General features: G+C 57.7%; 22 protein-coding genes. 6 read left to right on the forward strand and 16 right to left on the reverse strand.

The genetic code is table 11. The features are described 5' to 3' along the window. Nucleotides 1–23 precede the first annotated feature (23 nt). Nucleotides 24–2,165, reverse strand: a complete 2,142-nt coding sequence (gene glgP, locus MCM46_08450) for an alpha-glucan family phosphorylase (GenBank protein ID MCG3111835.1) — start codon at nucleotides 2,163–2,165, stop codon at nucleotides 24–26. A 305-nt stretch (nucleotides 2,166–2,470) separates the two neighbouring features. On the opposite strand from glgP, the gene MCM46_08455 reads away from it, so the two are divergent. Together MCM46_08455 and trxA are read left to right on the forward strand one after the other, a co-directional pair. Further along, nucleotides 2,471–3,301, forward strand: a complete 831-nt coding sequence (locus tag MCM46_08455; protein MCG3111836.1) for a kinase/pyrophosphorylase — start codon at nucleotides 2,471–2,473, stop codon at nucleotides 3,299–3,301. Between the two features lie 73 nt (nucleotides 3,302–3,374). Then, nucleotides 3,375–4,232 carry a thioredoxin gene (gene trxA / locus MCM46_08460; GenBank protein MCG3111837.1) on the forward strand — a complete coding sequence of 286 codons (858 nt, stop codon included), beginning with the start codon at nucleotides 3,375–3,377 and terminating at the stop codon, nucleotides 4,230–4,232. Here the strand turns inward: trxA and MCM46_08465 are convergent. From MCM46_08465 to MCM46_08480, 4 genes are read right to left on the reverse strand one after another with little or no spacing between them, the layout of a single operon-like run. Continuing rightward, nucleotides 4,229–5,116 (reverse strand): EamA family transporter, encoded by an 888-nt coding sequence (locus tag MCM46_08465; protein ID MCG3111838.1) that lies wholly within the window; start codon nucleotides 5,114–5,116, stop codon nucleotides 4,229–4,231. The genes trxA and MCM46_08465 overlap by 4 nt on opposite strands. Continuing rightward, a complete protein-coding gene (locus tag MCM46_08470) occupies nucleotides 5,113–5,550 on the reverse strand; it encodes a DUF5069 domain-containing protein (protein MCG3111839.1) in 438 nt (145 codons plus the stop codon). The genes MCM46_08465 and MCM46_08470 overlap by 4 nt, the downstream gene beginning before the upstream one ends. Next, nucleotides 5,547–5,972, reverse strand: coding sequence for a GNAT family N-acetyltransferase (locus tag MCM46_08475; GenBank protein ID MCG3111840.1), 426 nt, complete (start codon nucleotides 5,970–5,972; stop codon nucleotides 5,547–5,549). Before MCM46_08475 ends, MCM46_08470 begins: the two co-directional genes overlap by 4 nt. Nucleotides 5,973–6,001: 29 nt before the next feature. Further along, entirely contained in the window at nucleotides 6,002–6,859 is an 858-nt protein-coding gene (locus MCM46_08480) for a methyltransferase domain-containing protein (protein ID MCG3111841.1), read from the reverse strand. A gap of 164 nt (nucleotides 6,860–7,023) precedes the next feature. On the opposite strand from MCM46_08480, the gene MCM46_08485 reads away from it, so the two are divergent. The 3 genes from MCM46_08485 to MCM46_08495 all read left to right on the forward strand — a co-directional run bounded on the left by MCM46_08485 (nucleotide 7,024) and on the right by MCM46_08495 (nucleotide 9,904). Then, the gene (locus MCM46_08485; protein ID MCG3111842.1) at nucleotides 7,024–7,755 is read left to right on the forward strand and encodes an SDR family NAD(P)-dependent oxidoreductase; all 732 of its coding nucleotides are present in this window, start codon (nucleotides 7,024–7,026) and stop codon (nucleotides 7,753–7,755) included. Then, complete coding sequence (locus MCM46_08490) at nucleotides 7,752–8,741, forward strand: aminoglycoside phosphotransferase family protein (GenBank protein ID MCG3111843.1); 990 nt, start codon at nucleotides 7,752–7,754, stop codon at nucleotides 8,739–8,741. The genes MCM46_08485 and MCM46_08490 overlap by 4 nt, the downstream gene beginning before the upstream one ends. Before the next feature lie 134 nt (nucleotides 8,742–8,875). Further along, a complete protein-coding gene (locus MCM46_08495; GenBank protein MCG3111844.1) occupies nucleotides 8,876–9,904 on the forward strand; it encodes a zinc-binding dehydrogenase in 1,029 nt (342 codons plus the stop codon). 50 nt (nucleotides 9,905–9,954) lie between these two features. On the opposite strand, the gene MCM46_08500 is transcribed toward MCM46_08495, so the two are convergent. Both MCM46_08500 and MCM46_08505 read right to left on the reverse strand, forming a co-directional pair. Further along, nucleotides 9,955–10,581: a hypothetical protein gene (locus MCM46_08500; protein ID MCG3111845.1), complete on the reverse strand. Its 627-nt coding sequence runs from the start codon at nucleotides 10,579–10,581 to the stop codon at nucleotides 9,955–9,957. A gap of 22 nt (nucleotides 10,582–10,603) precedes the next feature. Next, on the reverse strand, nucleotides 10,604–10,909 hold the full coding sequence (locus tag MCM46_08505) for a non-heme iron oxygenase ferredoxin subunit (GenBank protein ID MCG3111846.1): 306 nt from the start codon (nucleotides 10,907–10,909) through the stop codon (nucleotides 10,604–10,606). 145 nt (nucleotides 10,910–11,054) lie between these two features. Between MCM46_08505 and MCM46_08510 the strand changes: the two genes are divergently transcribed. Next, nucleotides 11,055–12,731 carry a hypothetical protein gene (locus MCM46_08510; protein MCG3111847.1) on the forward strand — a complete coding sequence of 559 codons (1,677 nt, stop codon included), beginning with the start codon at nucleotides 11,055–11,057 and terminating at the stop codon, nucleotides 12,729–12,731. Between the two features lie 32 nt (nucleotides 12,732–12,763). Here MCM46_08510 and MCM46_08515 read toward each other — a convergent pair whose 3' ends face one another. The 9 genes from MCM46_08515 to MCM46_08555 form a co-directional block, all read right to left on the reverse strand. Continuing rightward, nucleotides 12,764–13,528 (reverse strand): hypothetical protein, encoded by a 765-nt coding sequence (locus MCM46_08515; GenBank protein MCG3111848.1) that lies wholly within the window; start codon nucleotides 13,526–13,528, stop codon nucleotides 12,764–12,766. Between the two features lie 16 nt (nucleotides 13,529–13,544). After that, nucleotides 13,545–14,225 (reverse strand): hypothetical protein, encoded by a 681-nt coding sequence (locus MCM46_08520; protein MCG3111849.1) that lies wholly within the window; start codon nucleotides 14,223–14,225, stop codon nucleotides 13,545–13,547. 108 nt (nucleotides 14,226–14,333) lie between these two features. After that, the gene (locus tag MCM46_08525; protein ID MCG3111850.1) at nucleotides 14,334–15,593 is read right to left on the reverse strand and encodes an alginate export family protein; all 1,260 of its coding nucleotides are present in this window, start codon (nucleotides 15,591–15,593) and stop codon (nucleotides 14,334–14,336) included. A 247-nt stretch (nucleotides 15,594–15,840) separates the two neighbouring features. Next, nucleotides 15,841–16,281 (reverse strand): cyanase, encoded by a 441-nt coding sequence (cynS, locus tag MCM46_08530; protein MCG3111851.1) that lies wholly within the window; start codon nucleotides 16,279–16,281, stop codon nucleotides 15,841–15,843. Between the two features lie 85 nt (nucleotides 16,282–16,366). Continuing rightward, the gene (locus MCM46_08535) at nucleotides 16,367–17,686 is read right to left on the reverse strand and encodes an ABC transporter substrate-binding protein (protein MCG3111852.1); all 1,320 of its coding nucleotides are present in this window, start codon (nucleotides 17,684–17,686) and stop codon (nucleotides 16,367–16,369) included. A 37-nt stretch (nucleotides 17,687–17,723) separates the two neighbouring features. After that, on the reverse strand, nucleotides 17,724–18,629 hold the full coding sequence (locus tag MCM46_08540) for a nitrate ABC transporter ATP-binding protein (protein MCG3111853.1): 906 nt from the start codon (nucleotides 18,627–18,629) through the stop codon (nucleotides 17,724–17,726). Then, nucleotides 18,616–19,500 carry a nitrate ABC transporter permease gene (gene ntrB, locus MCM46_08545; GenBank protein ID MCG3111854.1) on the reverse strand — a complete coding sequence of 295 codons (885 nt, stop codon included), beginning with the start codon at nucleotides 19,498–19,500 and terminating at the stop codon, nucleotides 18,616–18,618. The genes MCM46_08540 and ntrB overlap by 14 nt, the downstream gene beginning before the upstream one ends. Nucleotides 19,501–19,502: 2 nt before the next feature. Further along, the gene (locus MCM46_08550; protein MCG3111855.1) at nucleotides 19,503–20,780 is read right to left on the reverse strand and encodes an ABC transporter substrate-binding protein; all 1,278 of its coding nucleotides are present in this window, start codon (nucleotides 20,778–20,780) and stop codon (nucleotides 19,503–19,505) included. Between the two features lie 24 nt (nucleotides 20,781–20,804). Further along, nucleotides 20,805–21,227: a CBS domain-containing protein gene (locus tag MCM46_08555; protein MCG3111856.1), complete on the reverse strand. Its 423-nt coding sequence runs from the start codon at nucleotides 21,225–21,227 to the stop codon at nucleotides 20,805–20,807. Nucleotides 21,228–22,016: the final 789 nt, after the last annotated feature.

The following is a 22,016-nucleotide window of genomic DNA, read 5'->3' on the forward strand; positions in this document are numbered from 1 at the left end:
CACCCCACCGGATCAATTCGGTCTTACTCTTTCGCCCCTCTTGCCGCCGGTGCATAGAGTTTATCGGCGTACTCTTTGACCATCCGCCTGGCGCAGAAAAAAGGGGCCACGGTGCGAATCGCCTCTTTGACCGTTTGAATCCAACCGCGCGGGACACCGTCCGCGTCCCTCCGGTAGTAGAGGGGAATCACCTCGTTCTCCAGGATCGCGTAGAGGCCCTCCGCATCGGAGGTATCCTGCATCTCGGGAGAAAGATTCTGAAGGGAGGGACCCGGCTTCACCCCAAAGGTCCATCCATTCGAGCCGTTGTATCCCTCCGGCCACCACCCATCGAAGATACTCAGCTGGGGGACACCGTTGAGGGAAGCCTTCATCCCGCTCGTGCCGCTCGCCTCCAGCGGCGCCCGGGGAGTATTCATCCAGATATCGACCCCCTGTATAAAAAAGTGGGCGACGTGCATGTCGTAGTTCTCAACGAAGGCAATATGCCCGGCCAGCCCCGAATCTTTGGCGAGATTGTAGATCTGCTGGATGTAGCGCTTGCCGACCTCATCGGCCGGATGGGCCTTACCGGCGAAGACGATTTGAACCGGCCGCCATCGGTTTCCCAAGATTTTCTTGAGCCGCTCCAGATTCTGAAAGATCATCGTCGCCCGTTTGTAGGCGGTGAATCGTCTGGCAAAGCCGATGGTCAACGCCTCCGGATCGAGGAGGGTGCCGGCCGCCAGAAGTTGAATCGGATCGGCCCGATCTTCCGTCCAAGAGGTGCGGGCCCGCTCCCGGATGAACCCGAGCAACTTTCGTTTCAGCTGCTGACGGGTCTCCCAGAGAAGATCGTCCGGGACATCCATCACCCGTTGCCAGAGGGTCGGCTCGTCATGATGATGGACCCAATCGGGAGAGAGATACTTTTTATAGAGCTCGTCCATTTCCGGCGCGACCCAGGTCGGCGTATGGATTCCGTTGGTAATCGAAAGAATGGGGACCTTCTCGACGTCGGTATTCGGCCAAAGATGCTGCCACATCTTTCGCGAAACCTCTCCATGGAGCTGGCTGACCCCGTTTCGTCCCTGCGTGAGATGAAAGGCAAGAACGGTCATGTTGAACGCCTCGCCCCACGGTTCCGGATGGCGGCCCAGCTCCCAAAAACGGGCCTGATCGAGTCCCAACATCGGCCAATAATTTGAAAAATATTTTTCGATCAGCGCGGCGGGAAAAGCATCATGCCCGGCCGGAACCGGCGTATGGGTGGTAAAGATGCTGCTCTTTCGGACCGTCTCTGCCGCCTCGTCAAAGCGCTTCCCGGCCGCCACCCCTTCGCGGATTCGCTCCAGCATCTGGAACGAGGTATGTCCTTCGTTGCAGTGCCAGACGGTGGGACGGATGCCGAGGGCGCGCAGGAGGCGAACCCCCCCGATTCCGAGGACGATTTCTTGGCGAATCCGCAGCTCTTGATCCCCACCGTAAAGACGGGCGGAAAGCTCTCGATCCCAGGGAGCATTTTCCGGAACATCGGTATCCATCAAATAGAGCCGGACCCGGCCGACCTGAACCTCCCAGACTTTGATATAGATGCTCCTCGGTCCGACAGGAACCTCCACGAGCACCTGACCGGAGGGGAACTGGGCGGGTCGAATCGCCACGGTGTTGAGGTCGAGCGGTCGGTAGATCGGCTCCTGCCATCCGTCCGCCTGGATCTTCTGATGGAAATAACCTTGCGGATAAAGAAAGCCGACGCCGATGAGAGGGATCCCGAGATCCCCCGCCTCTTTACAGTGGTCTCCGGCCAAGAGGCCTAACCCGCCGGAGTAGATCGGCAGCGAGTTATGCAGTCCAAACTCCGCCGAGAAGTAGGCGATCGACGCGGAAGAAAGATCCGGGAATCTCTCGCCAAACCAGGTCGGGCGAGAACCGAGATCGGTGTCGAGCGCCTTGAGCACCGCATCATAACGACGGAGGAAGGTCGGGTCTTCCGCCACTTCCTTGAATCGCTCCTGCGCCAGTCCTTGTAATACCTTCACCGGATTGTGATTGGTCTGCTTCCAGAGGGGGCGATCGAGGGCCTCAAAGAGGGAGCGCGCCTCCGGGTGCCAGCTCCACCAAAGATTGTAAGCAAGCTCTTCCAACCGATTGATCCGTTGAGGAATTTGTAGCTGCTGCGTCATCAAATTAAATCCTTTCTTCACATGTATGCAAGAGACCCATCCAAGATTGAGGTGTCGTTTTCAAAAAGCATCTGCTTCAGGACACCTTTGTCCGGCCCAAAAATAAGATTGTATGTATTTGTGCCAGCTTAACAAAATCGGCTCTAAAGATCAACGAAAGACATAAAATAACCATCAGACACGATGTCTGTGTCAGAAGATAAAAACCACTATTTTTTTAATGTTCTTTCCGTCTCATTCTAATCTTTTGTGCCCTTTCGGTTTTGGTGTTTGGTTTTTCCTAAAAAATCGGTTATCATGTCGCCATGCCCGAACGTCCCGCCGAGGTTCGTCCCATCTTCGTCGTCTCCGACGCCACGGGAGAGACTGCGGAAAAAATCTGCCAGGCGGCGCTCTCTCAGTTCTCTCAAGATAAGACCATCTTGGCCCGCCGGCACTATATCCGCTCAGAAGCCCAAATTCAAGAGGTGCTCCAGGAAGCAAAGTCGCGCCAGGGGCTGATTATTTTCACCTTCGTCTCCGAGTCGCTTCGGCTCAAGATGCGCGAAGAGGCGCTCCAATCGGGGCTGCTCGCGGTCGATCTGCTGGGGCCGCTGTTGACGGCGATGAGCCACTTTCTCAATAGCCGGCCCCGCTCCGAGCCGGGACGCCTTCACCGGATCGATACCGACTATTTCAGCCGCGTCGAAGCGGTGCAGTTTACAGTGAAGCACGACGACGGCCAGAGCATTCAGGGGGTCGTTCAAGCCGATATCGTTCTGGTCGGCCCCTCCCGAACGGCGAAGACCCCTCTCTCCATCTACTTGGCGCAGTTCGGCTACAAGGTGGCGAATATCCCAATCATCTTGAATATTCCCCTACCGAAAGAGCTGCAGCGGGTCGATCCGGCGAAGGTCGTCGCCCTGATCATCGACCCCCAACGCCTCATGGAAATCCGCGAGGCGCGGCTGATGAAGCTGAACCGGCGGGTCGCCGGGTATGCCGACATGGAGCCGATCATCCAGGAGCTCAACTACTGCCGCGAGCTCTACCGCCAGAATCCGCAGTGGGGAATCATCGATGTGACGGGGCGCGCCGTAGAAGAGGTCGCAACCGACATCATGGGGTGGATCCGTCGCGCTGACCCCCTCCGATAGAAAGCCCCCTGAAGGCCGCCTTTCCCGCATGTTTGATCCCTGTGCTAAAATGAGTAGCGAGAGGATTGTTCCGATGGATTCTGCCTGGATCAAAGAAGCGACTGAAGCCGATTTCGAAGAGAAGGTGATCGCCGCATCGAAGACAACGCCGGTGCTGGTCGATTTCTGGGCGGAGTGGTGCGGCCCCTGCCGGATGCTCGCCCCGATTCTGGAGCGGGTGGTGGACGCCTTTCAGGGAAAGGTCCAACTGGTCAAGGTGAACACCGACGAAAATCCGAGCCTCGCGGGGCGGTATCGCATTCAGGGAATCCCTGCCGTGAAAGCCTTCGTCGACGGTCACCTGATCGACGAATTCGTCGGTGTTCTTCCAGAGAGGCAGATTCGGGAGTTCGTCGATAACCTCGTCCCCTCCGAGGCCGACCTCATCGCGCAGAAAGCGCGCCCCATGGAAGAAAAACAGCCGCTCGAAGCGCTCGGTCTCTACGAAGAAGCGCTCAAGCAAGAGCCGCAACATGCGGCTTCCCTGCTCGGAAAGCTCCGGCTCCTCCTGGCGCTCGGACGGGTTGAGGAAGCCCGCCTGTTCTTCAATCATCTTCCCGCCGCGCTTCAATTTCATGAGGAGACCCGCCGCCTTCAGATTCGGCTCGATCTCGCCCTTTCCCAAAAGAGCGGCCCGTCGCTGGCCGAGTTGCAAGACCGTGCGGCGCGCGAGCCGGAGAATCTGCAACATTCGTTTGATCTGGCCCATCGGCTTGCCGCCGACGGGAAATATGAAGAGGCGCTGGAAGCCTACCTTACAATCGTCCGGAAAGATCGCCGTTTCAAAGACGATGCCGCCCGCAAGGCGATGCTCCAACTCTTCGAGGTGATCGGTCTGCGTTCTCCCCTGGCGGAAAAATATCGGGAGAAGCTGGCGCAGATTCTTTTCTAACCCTTCCCTTCCCGCCGATTCACCATCCAGACGCTGACCAAAATCAACCCCATCCCCGCCAATTGTTTGATCGAGATCGTTTCCGAAAGGAGAACCACGCCCAATACCAGCGCCGTCACCGGGATCAGGTTGCTGAAGATAGACGCCCGCGTCGGGCCGACCGCCTGAAGACCGATGTTCCAGGCAAAGAAGGCAATGACGGAAGCAAAGAGGATCAGATAGGTCAGCGCCCCCCAGGCCGACGGCGGAACCGATTGCAGCGGCGCCGCCTCCCAGATCGCCAGGGGAACGACCAGCACCGTGCCGATGGAAAAGGTCGCCATCGTGAGGGCGAGCGAAGAGTGCTCCTTCAGAATGGATCGCGCAAAGAGGGTGTACAAAACCCAGGAGAAAACGCCGAGACAGACGAGAAGATCCCCTTTCCAGGAAGCGACGACCGCCCCTTGAGGAACCCGCGCCACGACTAACATTACCCCGATGAAAGAAAGAAGGCATCCGACCGTCCGCCGCCGGGTCAGCGGTTCTCGAAAGAAGAGCGAGGAGAGGAGGACGGTCAAGACCGGCGTCGATCCCATGATGATTCCGGCCTCCGAAGCGGTGATCGTCCGAAGACCATAATAATTGGCAAGTTGATTTCCGATCATCGATAGGAAGGCAAGCAAGAAGAGAAGCGGAAGCTCCCCGCGTTTGAAGGGCCGCCGCCGATCATTGGACCCCCACCAGAACGGCAGGAGGCAAAGGGTCGCCCCGGCCCCGCGCAGGAGGGCGAGACGAAGCGGCGGGAAGTGGGTCACCCCCCATTTTTGAGCGATCACCGACCCGCCCCAAAGAAAGGCGGCGAGCATCAATAGAAGCGAAGCGGTGCGCTGCGAGACCGGTTTCATCTCGTCGGAATCCGCCCCTCATCCAGATCGATCATGTCGAGAACGCTGATCGAGGCCAGATCGACCTTGCCCGCCAGCTCCGGATAAATCTTCTTACGATGTTCCGCCATCTCCGGCGTGGGGCGGTAGGTCGCAATCTCGTCGGCCCAGGCCTCCTTTTCCGAAAGGTTGTGGGAAATGGCGTGTCGTTCGACCCAGGAGAGAACCGCGTCGTCATTCTTTGCCGTTAGAATCGCCTCTCTTAATTTCTCCGCATCAAGCCCGGTGAACGAGAGAAATCGGCTGTCGAGGGTCGATCCCGTCGGCTTGAGAAGATTGCCGACATACTCCGGCGGAAGAGTCCCCTGCGCGTGCAGCCGGACCTTGTCGATCAGCCGGGGGAGGAGGAGATAGCCGCCGAGCCGCGCACGGGGGGATCGGAGCGCGGACGTCATTGCTTCGTCTCCTTTCGAACAAAGATCATCGAGCTGTATCCTTCCTCTTCCGTCGTCACAAAGCCGAGTTTTTCATAGAAGGGACGCTTGTCCCTGGTCAGCAGATAAAAGACCGGAACCTTCTTTAAAGAAGGATGGGTCAGGATTTTATAGATCAGCGCGCGCCCGATCCCCTGTTTCTGCACATCGGGGTGGACGATGACGTCATAAACCGCCGCGCGAAAAATGAAATCGGTCAACACCCGCCCAAAGGCGACCAGGCGCGGCCCCTCCCAGAGGGAAAAGACCAGACTCGACTGTGAGAGAACCTGTTGCGTCTCCTCCAGCGTCCGATCTTTGGACCAATCGGCATAACGGTAGAGCGCCAAGACCTCTTTCGGATCGATCTCTCGGCTGTCGCTGAATCGGAGCGGCGTTTTCATTTCGGCGTGATCTCTTTCCATCGGCAAGATTAAGACGGCTTGCGCGCAACGACAACCCGGATCGCCATCGGCAGGGAGATTTCTTCTCCCCTTCGATACGGCTCCACCGCTTCTTTGATCTGTCGCTCCGCCTCTCCCCGATCCTTTGCTGAGAGTTTGGCGAAAAGCGGTTGCAGCGGGGCGGCCATATCGATGAGGTTGGTCCAATAGGTCTCCGGCGAATCGTAAAACGATTCTGCTTGAATCTCTTCGTCTGTCAATTTACGAAGTCCCGCCTTCTCGGCCATCCCCGAGAGATCTCCCGGTTTCGCCAACCGGAAAATCCCCGGCTGATCGGGAGAAGGGGTCGGAATATCGATAAACCGCCTGAGAACATCAACCGGAATTTTGACGAAGGGGTTTTGGTCCGGTCCCGACCAGACCGCCGCCGCAAAATAACCTCCCGGCTTAATCACCCGCGCGATTTCGCCGACCGCCTTCGGAACGTCGGGAAGGAACATCAGGCAGAATCGACTGATGACCGCGTCGAAGGAGTGATCTTCCTCCGGTAGCTGCGTGATATCCGCAACGCGGAAGTCGAGCTGAAAGAGTCCCAAGCCGTATGCCTTGCGCTTGGCCCGGTCGAGCATCTCCTCGGAAAGATCGAGACCGAGCACCTCTCCTTCGTTCCCGACCGCATCGGCGGCGACAATCGCCGGATAGCCGGTCCCGGAGCCGAGATCCAACACCCGCTGCCCCGGCCGAATCCGGGCATCGCCGACAAGCCGGTAATTGAGAAAGGAGAGGTTTCGGTGAAGCAGCGCATCCCACTTCTCCCACGCCGGGGCAACCCGGCTCCAATCTTGCCGTTGCTGCTCAATGATCTCTTCGGGACTCATCTGCGCCATCGAAATTCCTTTCCTTTGAAAATTCATTCTCTATACGAAAAAATAAATCGTTGGGGCAATCTACCACAGCAACGGCGTTCAAATCAATGAACAGAGCGACCGATCCGGGTTTGCCATTGATATTGATCGGTCGTTTCCATTATCCTAATTTCCGGAGGTTCAATATGCAATTGAAAGACAAGGTCGTCCTGATCACCGGGGGAGGCCGCGGCATCGGACGGGCGGCGGCGGAGCGATTCGCCGCCGAAGGGTGCAAGATCGCGATCTGCGCTCGAAGCGAGGGGGAGCTCTTCGGAACAGCGAAGGTGATCGAAGAGGCCGGCGGCCTGGTCCGGCCCTTCCGGCTCGATATTTCGGTTCGCAGGGATGTCCAGCGGATGGTGGCCCAGACCGTTTCCGATTGGAGGGCGATCGATTTCCTGATCAACAACGCCTCGGTCCTCGGCCCCTCGGAGCCGATCGCCACCTATCCCCCCGAGGCTTGGGAAGAGGTGATTCGGGTCAACGTCAATGGCACCTTCTATGTCACGCAGGCGGTCGTCCGGACGATGATTCCGCGCCGGGCCGGAACGATCCTCTCGGTCACCTCCAGCGTCGGAAGAATCGGGCGGGCCACCTGGGGGGCTTATTCCGTTTCGAAGTTCGCGCTCGAAGGGATGATGCAGACGCTCGCCGAGGAGGTCGCTCCATTCAATCTCCGCGTCGTGACGCTGAATCCCGGCGGCACGCGGACGAAGATGCGCGCCGCCGCCTACCCGAAGGAAGATCCGACCCGGGTTCAGGATCCGGCCCGGGTCGCAAAGGCCCTTCTCTTCCTTGCCATGACGGCCGACGCCGACCCGAATCTCCACGGGAAGTCGCTTGACATGGCCGATCTTCCCAACGAGGCAAAATGACCCCGCCCCAAGCGCCCCCCCGGATCGATCTTCCGCTGGCGCAGGAGATCTGCCGCCGGCACCGGATCGGCCGTCCGGTTTGGGTCTCGGAGCCAATGGGGGGCGCGGTGAATGAGAGTTCTCTTTTTTTGATGGATAACGGCCGGCGATGGGTCTGCCGGATCAATGTCCACGATCGGGAGCTCGACAAGATCGGCCGGGAGGCGAAGAATTATCGCTGGCTCCACCAGGTCGCCCCCGACCTCCCGCTCGCCCTCGATTATCTCCCCGACTGTTCCAAAGAATTGCTGCCGTTCGACTACGCGCTGATCCCTTTTCTGGAAGGGCGCGGCGTCGGCGAAGCGATCGAATCGCTTCCGAAACCGAAACGGAATGCTCTCTTGGAAGAGATCGGCCGGCTGCTGCGGCGATTCCATCGAATTCGGGTCCCCTTCTTCGGCAATCGGCTTGATGACCCGCGCGTCTTTCCGAAAGAGGCTTCCTGGCATGACTACTTGCGGGGGCGATTCGCCCGGGAGCTTTCCCGTTGCGAGAAAGACCTCGGCGGTCCCCCCACCTGGAAAGAAGCGCTCACGCGCCACTTTACCGAGGGGCTGCAAGCGCTCCCTGAGCAGATCGAGCCGGTCTTCCTCCACGGCGACTTCCATTATGATAATCTTCTCTTTATGGAGAGCGACTCCGGCGCGCCGCGGATCTCAGGGGTCTTCGATCTTGAATGGGCCTGGTGGGGGGACGCGGCGGCCGATCTGCTTCATCTGGAAGAAGCGTTTTTCTTCTACCCGCAAGATCGCGCTCCGTTTCTGTCGGGTTATGAGAAAGTCGAATGGCCGGCCGAGTCGTTGAAGGTCTATCGGACACTCCATTCGCTCCAGGTTCTCGCCGTCGGTTATGAAATGGCGCCGGAGCCGAATTGGGATCTCATCGCCCGACACCAGGAGCGCCTTCGTTTGTTGGCCGAAGGGAAAAATCCGATGGAACCGTTTTGATCGATAAGGTTTAAAAACTCTTAATTCGTCATTCCCGAATGTTTAATCGGGAATCCAGCGCATTTAAACTGACCACTTCTGGATTCCCGCTTTCGCGGGAATGACGGGCTAATCCATAAAAGGAGACCCGCCAGATGAAAGCCGTCCGTTTCCACCGGTTCGGAGAGATCGACACCCTGGTTTATGAAGAGGTCCCCACACCGAAGGCGGGACCGGGAGAGGTGGTCGTGCAGGTCAAGGCCTGCGCCTTGAATTATCTCGATCTCTGGATCCGCCAAGGCGTTCCGGCGTATAAGATCCAGCTTCCGCATATCCCCGGCTCCGATGTCGCCGGGATCGTGGCGGAGGTCGGCCCCGGGGTGGAGGGAATCTCCGTCGGGCAGCGGGTGGTCATCGCGCCGGGCCTCTCCTGCTTTCGCTGCGCTTACTGCCTCTCGGGACGGGACAATCTTTGCGATCAATACCGAATCTTCGGAGCGGGAACCGACGGCGGCTACGCCGAGCTTACGAAAGCGCCGGCGGCAAATCTCATCCCCATTCCCGATGGGATTTCTTTTGAAGCGGCCGCCGCCTTTCCGATCACCTTTGTCACCGCCTGGCACATGTTGATCACCCGCGCCGCCTTAAAACCGGGACAGGATCTCTTGGTTCTCGCGGGGGGAAGCGGGGTCGGGAGCGCCGCCGTTCAGATCGGCAAGCTCGCCGGGGCGCGGGTGATTGCGACGGCCAGCACCCAGAAGAAGCTCGACCAGGCCCGCCAGCTGGGGGCCGATCTATTGATCAACTATGCGGAGCGCGACTTCTCGAGGGAAGTGTTCAAGATGACAAAAGGGCGCGGCGTCGATGTCGTCTTCGAGCATGTCGGCCCCGCCACCTTCGGGAAAAGCATCGTCTCCCTTGCAAAGAACGGGACTCTCGTCACCTGCGGCGCGACGACCGGACCGACGACCGAGCTCGATCTTCGCCACGTCTTCTGGAAAGATCTCTCGATTTTAGGGGCGCGGACCGGAACCCGGGCCGAGATGGAGACGGTCGCCCGCCTCGTCGGCGAGCGAAAACTGAAACCGATTGTCGATTCGGTTTATCCCCTCTCCAAGGCAAGAGAAGCGCAGGAGAAGATGCAGTCGCGGGATCTTTTCGGGAAGGTGGTCCTCACACCCTGAAAAACGAGGGCCAGGAATCGGCAGGGGCGAACCTTGTGTTCGCCCTTTTATTATCTTGCGAAATTCAGCAGCGGATTGTAGAGGGAGAAGAGGCCGTTCGGGTTGGGGTACCAGACCCAGGCCGACATCATCCAGAGCTCAGGATGCCAGAAAACAAGCGCCGACTGGGTCAGGGGATGCTCCTGAGGACATTGCTCCTCTTTATCTAGATTCAGGTTGGTCCCGTCCTGGTAGTGGCACATCATCGGGTGTTTCATGAATTCAGCCTCTTTGAAAGGAAGAACGCTCCCGGGGCTTTTATTGATTGGGGCGATAAAGACCACGCCGGTTAATTCATAACGCCCATCCCGTTCATCATAGGTGAGAATCGGGGGACGCTTCAGATCAAATCCGGAAAAGAGCTTCGGGTTCGCAAACTGATAACCCATGTTTGGGATATACCCGGTAAATCGGAAATAGCCGTCGGCCTGCGCCTTCTCGATATCCCGGTACTTCTCCGTCGCCAGGCGGATGTCATACACCTGCCGGGCCGCCTCGGGACTGACCCCCGGCACGGAAGAACGCCCCCGAAACGAAGAGCACCCCCCAAGAAGGAAGGCGATCAGTAGGAGAAGGCCCCCTCCGCGAATCCCGATGGGGATGAACCGAAGGCGATCAAATCGGAACCGTTTCTTCATGCACAATCCTTTTCTAGCAGTTTTAGGGAAGGTCAATCAGAATTTGATCTTCTTCCCTCTTGACCGGAAAGGTCCTCAATTTCAGCTTTGGGCTGAGGGGGGAAGTGCCATCCTTAATATTAAAACGCCAGTGATGCCAGGGACAGATCACCTGCTCCCCGTCAATCCTCCCCTCCGCGAGCGGCCCCCCCTGATGGATGCAGAGGTTTGAGGTGGCGTAAAACTCATCGCCCAATCGAAAAAGGGCGATCTCGAGATTGTTGATCTCTAACAGTATAGCCGATCCCGGCGGAATTTCACTGGCTTTTGCAACCGGTACGAATGACATCTTCTCTCCATAAATGAAAGTGACGTGAGGCGTTCCTTATATAACAAAAAAAGGAAAGAGCGTCAAATGATCCCCGGACGGCTTTCGGCGTCAACACGTCGCCTCGTAAGGCTTTTTTTTGACAAGCCCCGGGGCCTCCGATATAATGGCGCCGATGAGTATTCTGACCATTGCTCTAATCGTCATCGCTTTATTTTCGATCGCTTACCGATTGTACGGCCGCTTCCTCAGACAGGAATTTAAGCTCGACAACCGACAGCCGACCCCCGCCAGTATCGTCAATGACGGGGTCGATTACGTTCCAACGCGCCTCCCCATCCTTCTCGCCCAACATTTCTCTTCGATCGCCGCCGCCGGTCCGATCGTCGGACCGATTCTGGCCGGCCTCTGGTTCGGCTGGCTCCCGGCGCTTCTCTGGATTATCTTCGGCAATATCTTCATCGGGGCGATGCACGACTTCGCCAACCTCACCGCCTCCCTGCGCCATAAGGCCCGCTCCATCGCAGAGGTCGTCAAAGAAAATATGAGCCAGCGGGCCTATCTTCTCTTCCTCCTCTTCATCTGGCTCTCTTTGGTTTATGTCATCGTCGCCTTCACCGATCTGACCGCCTCGACATTTGTCTCCGCCGAGTATGGGGCCGGCGTCGCCAGCTCGTCTTTTTTATATCTTCTCCTTTCGATCTTCTTGGGGCTGGCCCTCACCCGGTGGCAGTGGCCGCTGGGGCGGGCGACCGCGGTGGCGCTGCCGCTGCTCCTCCTGATCATCTGGGGAGGCCAGGCAATTCCCCTCTCTCTTCCGGCGTCGATTTTTCCAAACCCCGCCAAGGGGTGGGATATCATTATCCTCGTCTACTGCTTCTTCGCTTCGATCCTTCCCCTCTGGGTCCTTCTCCAGCCGCGAGGGTATCTCGGCGGCTACTTCCTCTATGCCGCCTTAGCGGTCGGTATGATCGGACTTTTCTTCGGGGGCTACACCGCGGAATATCCGGCTTTCATCGGCTTTCATAATGCCAAAGGGGCGCCGCTCTTCCCGATCCTGTTCATTACGGTCGCGTGCGGCGCCTGCTCCGGCTTTCACGGTTTGGTCTGCAGCGGGACGACATCAAAGCAGCTGGCGAAAGAAGAAGATGCCGGACCGGTGGGGTATGGCGGGATGCTGTTGGAGGGACTGGTCGCCGTGATCGCACTGGCGACCGTGATGATGTTTCCGGCGGGCGACCCGCAGCTTGCGAAAGGACCGACAGAGATTTACGCGGGGGGCCTGGCTCGATTTGCCGCTCTTCTCGGGATTCCGATCAAGGTCGCCATGAGCTTCGGTCTGCTCGCCTTCGCGACCTTTGTGTATGACACCTTGGATGTGGCGACGCGGCTGGGACGGTATATCCTACAGGAATTGACCGGATGGGAAGGTTCGGCCGGCCGGATCGGCGCGACGCTGGCGACCCTCGCCCTTCCCCTTTTCTTTTTGATGACGACGCAGGAAGCGGCCTATTTAAAGTTCTGGCCGATCTTCGGGGCGAGCAACCAGCTCTTGGCCGCCCTCAGCCTCTTGGGGATTTCGGTCTGGCTGATCAAGAGCGGGAAAAACCCCCTTTATGCCCTCCTCCCGATGCTTTTTGTTCTCACGATGACCCTCTGGTCTCTCGGGTTATTCGTCGCCCCTTGGCTCCAGGGGTGGACGGCGGGACAATTTCAGCTCGACGCCATTCCGATCGTGGCGCTGATCTTGATTGCGATCACCCTCCTTCTCCTTATCGAAGCCTATCAAACGGTCGCCCGGCACAAATCGGCGGGGAAGCCGGTCCCCTCTTCGGCCCGGTAGCGGCAGGCCGATCCTCTCCCATCCCCGCCCACTTACGAATGCGTGAGCACCTTCAAGTGAAACAGACGTTTCGGCGGAGGGGGGATTCCTTGCTCTTTCCGAAAGGACTCGATCGCTCCCCAGAGGCGCCGGATTTGCGTCGTGAGATACCGGTTCGATGAGATCCGCTGCATCTCGGTGGTGGTCGGATGATGCCCCATTTCCAGAACCACTTTATGATATCGTTCAATACAAATCGCCTTCTTTTCTTTAAACCAGATCTCCTCCAGCTCGGGTTCGGTAATCCCATGCACCTTCAGAAGCCGATGAAGGCGGCAGAGCGACATCTGGTTCACCTGCGCGACCCCCTTGAGAGTCAGAACCCGGCGGTAATCTTCGAGGATCTTCTCCCGCGGGAGTCCCACCTCCCACGAAGGCTTATACTCGAAGAGCCCGCACTCCGATCCTTTGACCAAGAGCTGCCGCACCCGCTCGCGGCTGAGGCCGATCTCGTCCGCCACCCGCTGAAGCGTCCCATGTTCCTGGTAGAGATGGTAGACCTCCAGGAGCCGTTCGACCCTCGATCGCCTTGGACTCCCCGGCAACGCGCTCCCTCTCCCATCGAGGACCCGGCCGATTTTCCTCTGAATGAATCGTGAAATCGGGGCCCCTGCCAGGATTTTTCGGAGGGTGGAGGGGGTGACCCCCAGTCTTGATGAGGCATTGAGAAGGTCGATGTGATTGGTGATCATCTTTCTCAATTGAAAGAAAAGCCGAACATTTGAATGGACCGGGACCGTTGTCATGGTAGACGACATCTTCTTCCCTCCTCATTTAGACCGGATCTGTGGATAACGAAAGTTTGGTCATCCAGACTTCATATTCGAAATCGACATAGAGCCATTCCGGACTCTTCTTTACATCCCGCAACTCCGTCAGCATCTTTCTGAACTCGGGAGCATCCGATTCATGAAACTCGAAATAGGTGAGAAAATCATAGGGCGCCGACGGATCGACATACCGGGTATGATAGAGCCTTCGAAAAATTCGGTCTGCATACCGCCGCCCGATCCCATGATGTCCCTCATGCCGATCGGTCCTCTTAAAAAGGATCTGCCGCTCATCCTGGCTCATCGCCCACCAGCCGTCCGACTTGCCAATCGGAATCAAGACGGCCAGGGTCTCTGCGGAGGCAGCCAACTCGGGTCGTGAGATCGTTTTGAGCTCCGTCTGCTCGTTTCGGCTGGTATAGTGCAGGTGTTGAACGATGCCGCGGAGGGGAAAGCCCTCCGAAGGCTCTCTATAACCGCCGGAGAACTGAATCGGCGATTCACTCTCAACCCGGGCCATGCCGGTTCCACGCCGCAGAACGGCCGGGGCCTCTCCCCGAACCGAGTGCACCTCGCGAATCAGATATCGATCGAGCCGGTTTGTTTCGCCGGGCGTGAAGCCGATCGGAACCTCCACCATCGGCATGAAGTGGACCCAGGTTGTAGAAACAGCCGTCATCTGCATTGCTTCTCCTCGCTTCAGAGTCAATGATTAAAGCCGTCTCTGATTACAGAAAAATCACAACGACGTTAATCCCTTGTTAAAACAGCTTCCGGAACGGTTCTTCCGACCTCAAAAAAGGACATTGACCATGGCAAAGGCAAAGGTCGGATCTTCACCTTCCGCGATCCGGCCAAGCAGTTCCATCCCTTCATCCGCGAGGAACTTGGAAACGCCGACCAGGATGGAGGTGACCTTGTTCACCTGGGCGAAGAAGGTGAGATCGATCTCCGTTCCCAACGCGTCCTCGCCTGCAAAATCCTCTTCCAAGGAGAATTGGTGAAGATCGATCGCAAGACCTCCTTTTTCCAAAGGGCTCAGGTGGAGCCGGACAAAGGCGTCTTTTAATCCGCGGCCCTGCGTGTCGGCCGGAATGGCGAGGAAATAATCCATGTAGCCGTAGTAGATGTGATTGGTCGCATACAGCGTGTCAAAGACCCCATAATCGTCGTCGGTCAGACTGTCGTCTCCGGAGAGAACTTCATAACCGGCCATCACCATCGGCTTGAGGGGAAGATCGAATCGGTATCCGAGCCGGAGGGCATACAGAAAGGCGTCGATCTCCTGTGTCTCGGTCCGGTCCCCCCACTGCTTGTAATATTCCGCCCGCCAGATCGGTCCGGTGAGTGGGGAGACGAACGCCAGCGGCGGGAGATTCGGTGTCTGCTCGATCTTGATTCCGGCGGTAAAGCGCTTCGAGTCGGGAAGCCCGGCCAGCTTCCGATCGTTGACAAAGGTCAATTCGGTCTGGCTCATCGGAATCAAGGCGGTATTGAAGTGAGCCCCCAGCAGATCGGTGTCGAGGTCCCGATCTCCCGCCGGTAAAGGGCCGGCCTCCGTCTCGCCGGTCAGCCGGAAGGTAAAAAGGGAGAGGGTCCCGGCGGTCGGAATGGCATAGCTTAAAAGGCCTCCGTCAAAGGAGCGGCCCCGCTGGCTCCAGTCGAAGTTCCCAATCAACCGGTGCCCGCCGACGATATATTCAAATCGGCCGAGTCGGAGATTAAGCGGCATCCCCCCGATCTCCTTAAAGTCGAGATAACCCTGGTGGAGTGTCATGTTCCCGGTGGCGGTATTGGTGGTCGTGTTCACCGATGAGAGAGACACATCGGTGCCGGCCCCCGTTTCCCCATTCCCGAAAACGCCGACCTTTTGCGGCTGGATGAAGAAAGAGACCCCATCCGTCAGGGCGACATCGACATTGAGCCGGAAGCGGTAGTTGGTGAAAAAGTCGAGCTCTTCCCTCGGAGGCGCGGGAAATGATTGATACCGGATGCGTCCTTGGCCGCCGATAGTGATCTGTTTGGCGGCGGTTTTGATTGGAGGCAGTTCCATCACCTCTTCGGCATAAACCAGATTTGATAACAAAAAATAAACAGATAAAAAGAGCGCAGCGCCCCTCCGAGTTGACTTCATGTATCCCGTTCCCCCCTGTGTTTGTTCGTTTCTCGTTAACCTTCTCTGCATTATTAGAACCGCGGACGACGATGCTCCGCTTCATGACAGACCACTCCACTGGATCAATCAGACCCCTCGTCTGAATCCGATTGTGAGTGAAACGGTCCTCGGTGTGGTTTCTTCCTTACCACATCTTGTAGGGAAGGAACTTTCCGTTCATCGTCAGCTTGACGCGGTCCCCCTTCGGGTCCGGCACCTTTTCAACGTGCATGGTAAAATCGATGGCGCTCATGATCCCATCGCCGAACTTTTCATGGATCAGCTCCTTCAGCGTCGGTCCGTAGACCTGAACGATTTCGTAAAGGCGGTAGATGAGCGGGTCGGTCGGCACCACCGTCTCCGAGCCCTTGTAAGGAAACGCCTGCAGCGCGGCGGAGACTTCGGGACCGAGGTTCAGGAATTTGCAGAGCTTGTCGGCATACTCCTTCGGCATGCTGTTCTGCCCCAAACAGGCCGACGTGGTCCAGACGGGAGACATGCCGACCTCCGCGGCGATTTGCTCCCAGGTTAGTTTTTTGTCGCTTTTTGCCAAGACGATCGCCTCAGCGGCTTCGACTTTTGTCATTTTTATCTCCATTTTATGTGGGGCCTGCGCTGGAAGAAGCCGGTTGATCCCAGATAGTCACACCCGGTGCGCCTTGCCCCGCGCCCTATGTTCTCTTAATGCTAAAGCTCTTGATATACTCTTCCGGTTTGTGGGGATCGAAGACCTTGTTCATGATCGTGTGGTTCTGGTAGGTGCTGCCCGGCGGGGGGTAACCGATCTCTTTCATCTTCTCGCCGCACTCCGAGGCGAGATAGACCCGCTCCGCCACCGCTTTGTAATCGACGTCTCCTTTGATATACCCCCACCGCTTCATCTGGGTCAGAATCCAGACCCCCATCGAATGCCAGGGGAAGGGATTAAAGTCGATCCGGCCGGGAACATGATGCTCCTTGCCGAGGCCGTCCTCATACTTCCCGGTCAACACCTGCTCCACCACCGGCAGCGGCTGATTGAGATACGCCTTCGGCGCGATGGCGGCGGCGATCTCTTTGCGATTTTCATGCTTCGACGAAAAGTGGGTGGCATCGACGATCGCTTTCAGCAGCGCGCCGAAGGTGTTCGGGTTGGCGGTCACAAACTCCCGGCTCGCCGCAAAGGCGCAGCAGGGGTGCCCGTCCCAGATCTCCTTGGTCAGCAGATGAATAAATCCGACCTTGTCGAAAACAGCCCGCTGGTTGAACGGGTCGGGAGAGAGGTAACCGTCGAGATTTTCGATCCGTAGGTTGGCGACCATCTCCGGCGGCGGCAGCACCCGGATCTCCACATCTTTGTCGGGGTCAAGGCCATGCTCCGCGAGATAGTAGCGGAGGAGGAAGTTGTGCATCGAGTAGTCGAACGGAACGGCGAACTTAAATCCTTTCCACTGCTTTGGGTCTCTTTTATCTTTATGTTTGATGTGAAGGGTAATTGCCTGGCCGTTGATGTTCTCCACCGCCGGCATGACGAACGGAACGGCGGGGGAGCCGGCCCCCAAAGTGATCGCCAGCGGCATCGGGGTCAACATATGCTCCGCCTCGTACTCCTTGGCGATCGCTTTGTCCCGCATGACGGCCCAGCCGGCGGTTTTGATCAGCGCGACATCGAGGCCGTAACGTTTGTAGAAACCCATCGGCCCGGCCATGATAATCGGGGTGGCGCAGGTGATCGGCACAAAGCCGATTTTCAGCGCGGTCTTCTCCAAGGGACCGCTCTTCTCCTGGGCGGCCGCCTTCACCGCCGCCAGCGGGAGAAATTGCGCGATCAGCGCGGCGATCGTCCCCTGGCCGAGCATGCCGATGAACCGCCGGCGGCTGAGCGGCGTGTGGCGGAGCACCGCCCGGACGACGGCCCCCTCGACGGCGCGGTCGAGCACCTCCTCAGGTCCGGCCGGAGACGGGTCATGATTGTGAGGGTTTTGCAGATGGAAATGTTTCTCCTTTTTCATTACATCCCCCCTTTCTTTGATTGTTTTTTCGTATCGTTTATTTATCCGTCGTTGAAACGAGCGCAGCGCCTTCCGCCGATGCATCGATCTGATGAGAATCGCCTCCGTCCGATCGTCGCTTGGCGTCCCCTTCGCCGTAGAGAAACTCAAGGATCTCTCCCTTCCAATGCTGATAGCCCGACTGGCGGACCAGCTCCATCCGCGACCGGGGACGGCGGAAAGGAATCGGCACGATCCGTCCGATCGTCGCGGCGGGCCCCCGGGTCATCATCACGACCCGGTCGGAGAGCAACAGCGCCTCGTCGACGTCGTGCGTCACCATCAAGACGGTCGTTCCGAATTTTTCCCAGATCCGGAGCAGCTCGTCTTGAAGATGCCCGCGGGTCAGCGCGTCGAGCGCGCCGAACGGCTCGTCAAGGAGGAGCACTTTCGGCCGGATGGCGAGGGCCCGGGCGATCCCGACCCGTTGTCGCATTCCGCCCGAGAGCTCGGCCGGCCGCTTCTGCGCCGCCTCGGTCAGACCGACCATGTCAAGGAAATGGCCGACCCGGTCCTTCTGCTCTTTACGGCTCATTTGAGGAAAAACCGCTTCGACGGCGAGCGCAATGTTCTCGGCGCAAGTCAGCCACGGAAGCAAGGCATGGCTCTGGAAAACCACCCCCCGATCGGGTCCCGGCCCGTCGATCTCCTTCCCCTCCAGGACAATGACCCCTTCGCTCGGTGTAATCAGGCCGGCCACCATCGACAAGAGGGTGCTCTTTCCGCAGCCGGAGTGGCCGATCAGGGTGACGAACTCCCCCTTGCGGATCTTGAGGTCGATCCCCTGGACCGCGGGATAAACGCCATTGGCCCCCTCGAAGGTCTTGCCGATCCGGCTGATCTCCAGATAATTCGTCTCGATTCGTTTAATCAAATCCTGACCGGTTGCTTCATCGCACTTCATAATCAAACCTCCTTCCAAGCCAGCCCATGGCGTTATCCAAGATCAGGCCGACGATGCCGATGACAAAGATCGCCAGGATAATGTGTTCCAGGCTGAGGTTGTTCCATTCATCCCAGACGAAGAAGCCGATCCCGATTCCGCCGGTCAGCATTTCCGCCGCCACAATCACAAGCCAGGCGATCCCGACCGAGATCTTAAGGCCGGTGAAGGTATAGGGAAGGGTCGCCGGCAGGAGAATCTTCGTGAACCGCCGCCAGGGGGAGAGCTTCAGAATGCGCGCCACCGAAATATAATCGGCTGGGATCTTCTGAACTCCGAAAGCGGTGTTCAAGACGATCGGCCAGATGGCGGTGATGAAGATGACGAAAAAGGCGGCCGGGTTGGCCGCTTTGAAGGTAGCCAGTCCGATCGGAAGCCAGGCGAGGGGCGAAACCGGTCTCAAAATCTGGATCAGGGGGTTGACCGCCCGGTGAAACGCCGGCACCGCGCCGACGAGGAACCCGACCGGGATACCGACTGCGGCGGCCAAGCCGAATCCGACCGCCACCCGCCCTAAGCTGTAGAGCAACTGCCAGCCGAGTCCCATATCGTTGGGGCCGCGATCAAAGAAGGGGTCGCGGATCAGATCCCAGCTGTGCGTGAACGTTTTGATCGGCCCGGGAAGCATCGGCGCGACCGTTCGGCTGATTGCCTCCCAAATTCCGAACACAATTGCGAAAACAAGCAGCGGCAGGATCAGCCGATCGAGGCGCGGAAAACGGAACCGGCGCTTCGGCGCCGTGATCTCCGGACCCGGCGCCGGTTTCTCCTCCGCCCCGCGGATCGCCTCTTCTGTCGCTTGGAACACCACCTCCATCTCCACCTTCTCCATCCTCAACTCCTCCGAATCTTAAACTTTTGGACATATCCCTCCGGGTCGGACGGGTCGAACTCGATCCCGTCGAAAAGGGTCTCCTTCTTGTACTCTTCCTTCGGAACCGGGATGCCGAGCGACTTGGCCGCGTCCCGGTAGAGATCGGTCCGGTTGACCTGATCGACCACTTTCTTATAGTCGATCGGCTTGTCGATAAATCCCCAGCGCCGATGCTGCGTCAGAAACCAGAGGCCGTGCGATTTGCAGGGGAAAGTGACCTCCCCGCCGCGGTAGAACTTCATATAGTCGGGATCGTCGACCGTCTTGCCGTCGCCGTAGTCGATCTTCCCCCGGATCCGCCCCAAGAAGACCTCGGTCGGCGCGTTGACATATTCCTTGCGGCTGATGATCTCCGCAACCTTGGCACGGTTCTCCATCTTGTCGAGGTGTTGAGAGGCCTCGATGATCGCCATCAGCAGCGCCTGGACCGTCTTCGGATTTTTCTCCGCAAACTCCTTCGTCATCCCCAGCACCTTCTCGGGATGATTTTTCCAGAGCTGCTGTGTCGTGATGGCGGTCCAGCCGATGCCGTCGAAGATCGCCCGCGCTCCCCACGGCTCCCCGACGCAGAAGCCGTCCATGTTTCCGATCCGCATGTTGGCGACCATTTGGGGCGGGGGGATGGTGATCAGCTTGATATCATTGTCCGGGTCGATCCCCCCCGCGGCAAGCCAGTAGCGCATCCACATCGCGTGGGTTCCGGGCGGGAAGGTCATCGCGAAGGTGTAGGTCCGCTTTCCCTTATCGGCGTCGATCTGCTTCTTCAGATCGGCGAGCGTGTTCACCCCTTTTTTCTTTAAATCGGCGCTCAACGTGATCGCCTGGCCGTTGTGATTGATCGCCATCGGGATGATCATTTCTTTTTTCTGCCCCTCGGCCCCGGTGATCCCGAGGGTGGAGGCATACGGCATCCCATAAAGGATATGAGAGGCTTGAAGCTCGCCGATCGTCAACTTGTCCCGAACCCCCGCCCACGAGGCCTCCTTCGAGACGATCACTTCCAGGCCGTATTTTTTATAAAGTCCTAACTCATACGCCATGACGACCGAGGCGCAATCGGTCAAGGGAATGAATCCGACTTTCAACTTGGCCGTCTCCGGCGTATCGCCCGTCCCCGCAAAGAGCCCTCCCGCCAAGGGCGGCAGTCCCGAAAGAAGCACCCCGAGCGCCGAAAGTCCGGCGGCGCCGAGAAACCGCCGTCGGGTGATCTCGTTCTTCTTATTTGATGATTCTGGCATCTCTTCCCCTTTCATCGGTCAGCGTCAGCCCCAAAAACCTTCTTGTGTCAACCCTAAAGCCCCCATCCATCCTCGCAGGACATCGTGCCGGGTCACCGTTCCAACCAAATGGTTCTCTCGATCGACCACCGGGATCCGAAAAAGGTGAAGCTCCATCATGTAATGGGCCACCTCTTCGAGGGGAGTCGCCTCATCGATCACAACGGGGCAGATCTTCATGACCTTGCCTGCCGTTGTTTCCTTGAGATCTTTCCCCTCCATCAGCGCGTTGATCAGATCGATCTCGCTTACCTTTCCGACCACTTGGTCTTTCGAATTGACGATCGGCATTCCGTGAAAGCCCGACTCTAAGAGAGCCAGGGCGATATCGAATGCCGACGTCTCCTCCCGGGCCGATAATGTATTCGTCTTTTTGATCTCTCCCACGGTTGCATAGTGCGGCTTCATCTGGATTCCTCCTCAAACAAAAAAAACGCCCGCCTCCATGAGAGAAACTTCACTTCATCATGGAAGAGAGCGCCTTCGCTGCTTTCGGAATACAACGCTGTATCCTGCCCGTCTAAAGAGCAAATCGAATGCCAACTCATGCGCCGGGCATGGCAACCACACAAAGAGCTGATTTCACATACGATTTCTAATTTTATTCAGAAATCGGCATGATCGACCGAAGGAGGTCTCCGCGACGGAATTGTCTGGTTTCTGACAAGGGGGGTGATCGAAAAAAATAAGTTCTCTCTTAAACAAGCCCCCCATCCGACCGGCACGCGAGTGCTTGTATCGGTCATCGGCTAAGAGAGCTGAGTCAATCCGTGCAGGTCAGATGATCCTCCTTGCACCCTCCTCAAGGCGAGGCGAGCAGATGGCTAATTATATTAATTACTTGACTGCTCTCATTTATTTCTGTATATTGCCCGCGGGCGAGACATTTTTATTTCTTCATAAGATCCTTTCTATCCTGCCGCAATCCAGCTTTGTGTTTAAACTGTAAGGGAGTGGATAGTGATGACTCGCATCCCTTCCGATTTAACTAAACATGAACTGGTTACCATTCTAGAGTTGATTCATGCCTCGCTAAGTGTCAACGGCGAGGAAGAATTTAAATTCCTTCTCTCCCGCGTCGAAGCACTCATTCCCTCTACACATACGATCATTTGCCTTGGAAAAATCGACGCCGAAACCCGTTTTCAAAGCTTCATGAAAATGATCAACATTAGCTACCCCCTCGACTGGATCAGT

The sequence above is a fragment of the Candidatus Manganitrophus morganii genome (assembly GCA_021651055.1).
GTDB classification, from domain to species: Bacteria; Nitrospirota; Nitrospiria; order SBBL01; family Manganitrophaceae; genus Manganitrophus; species Manganitrophus morganii.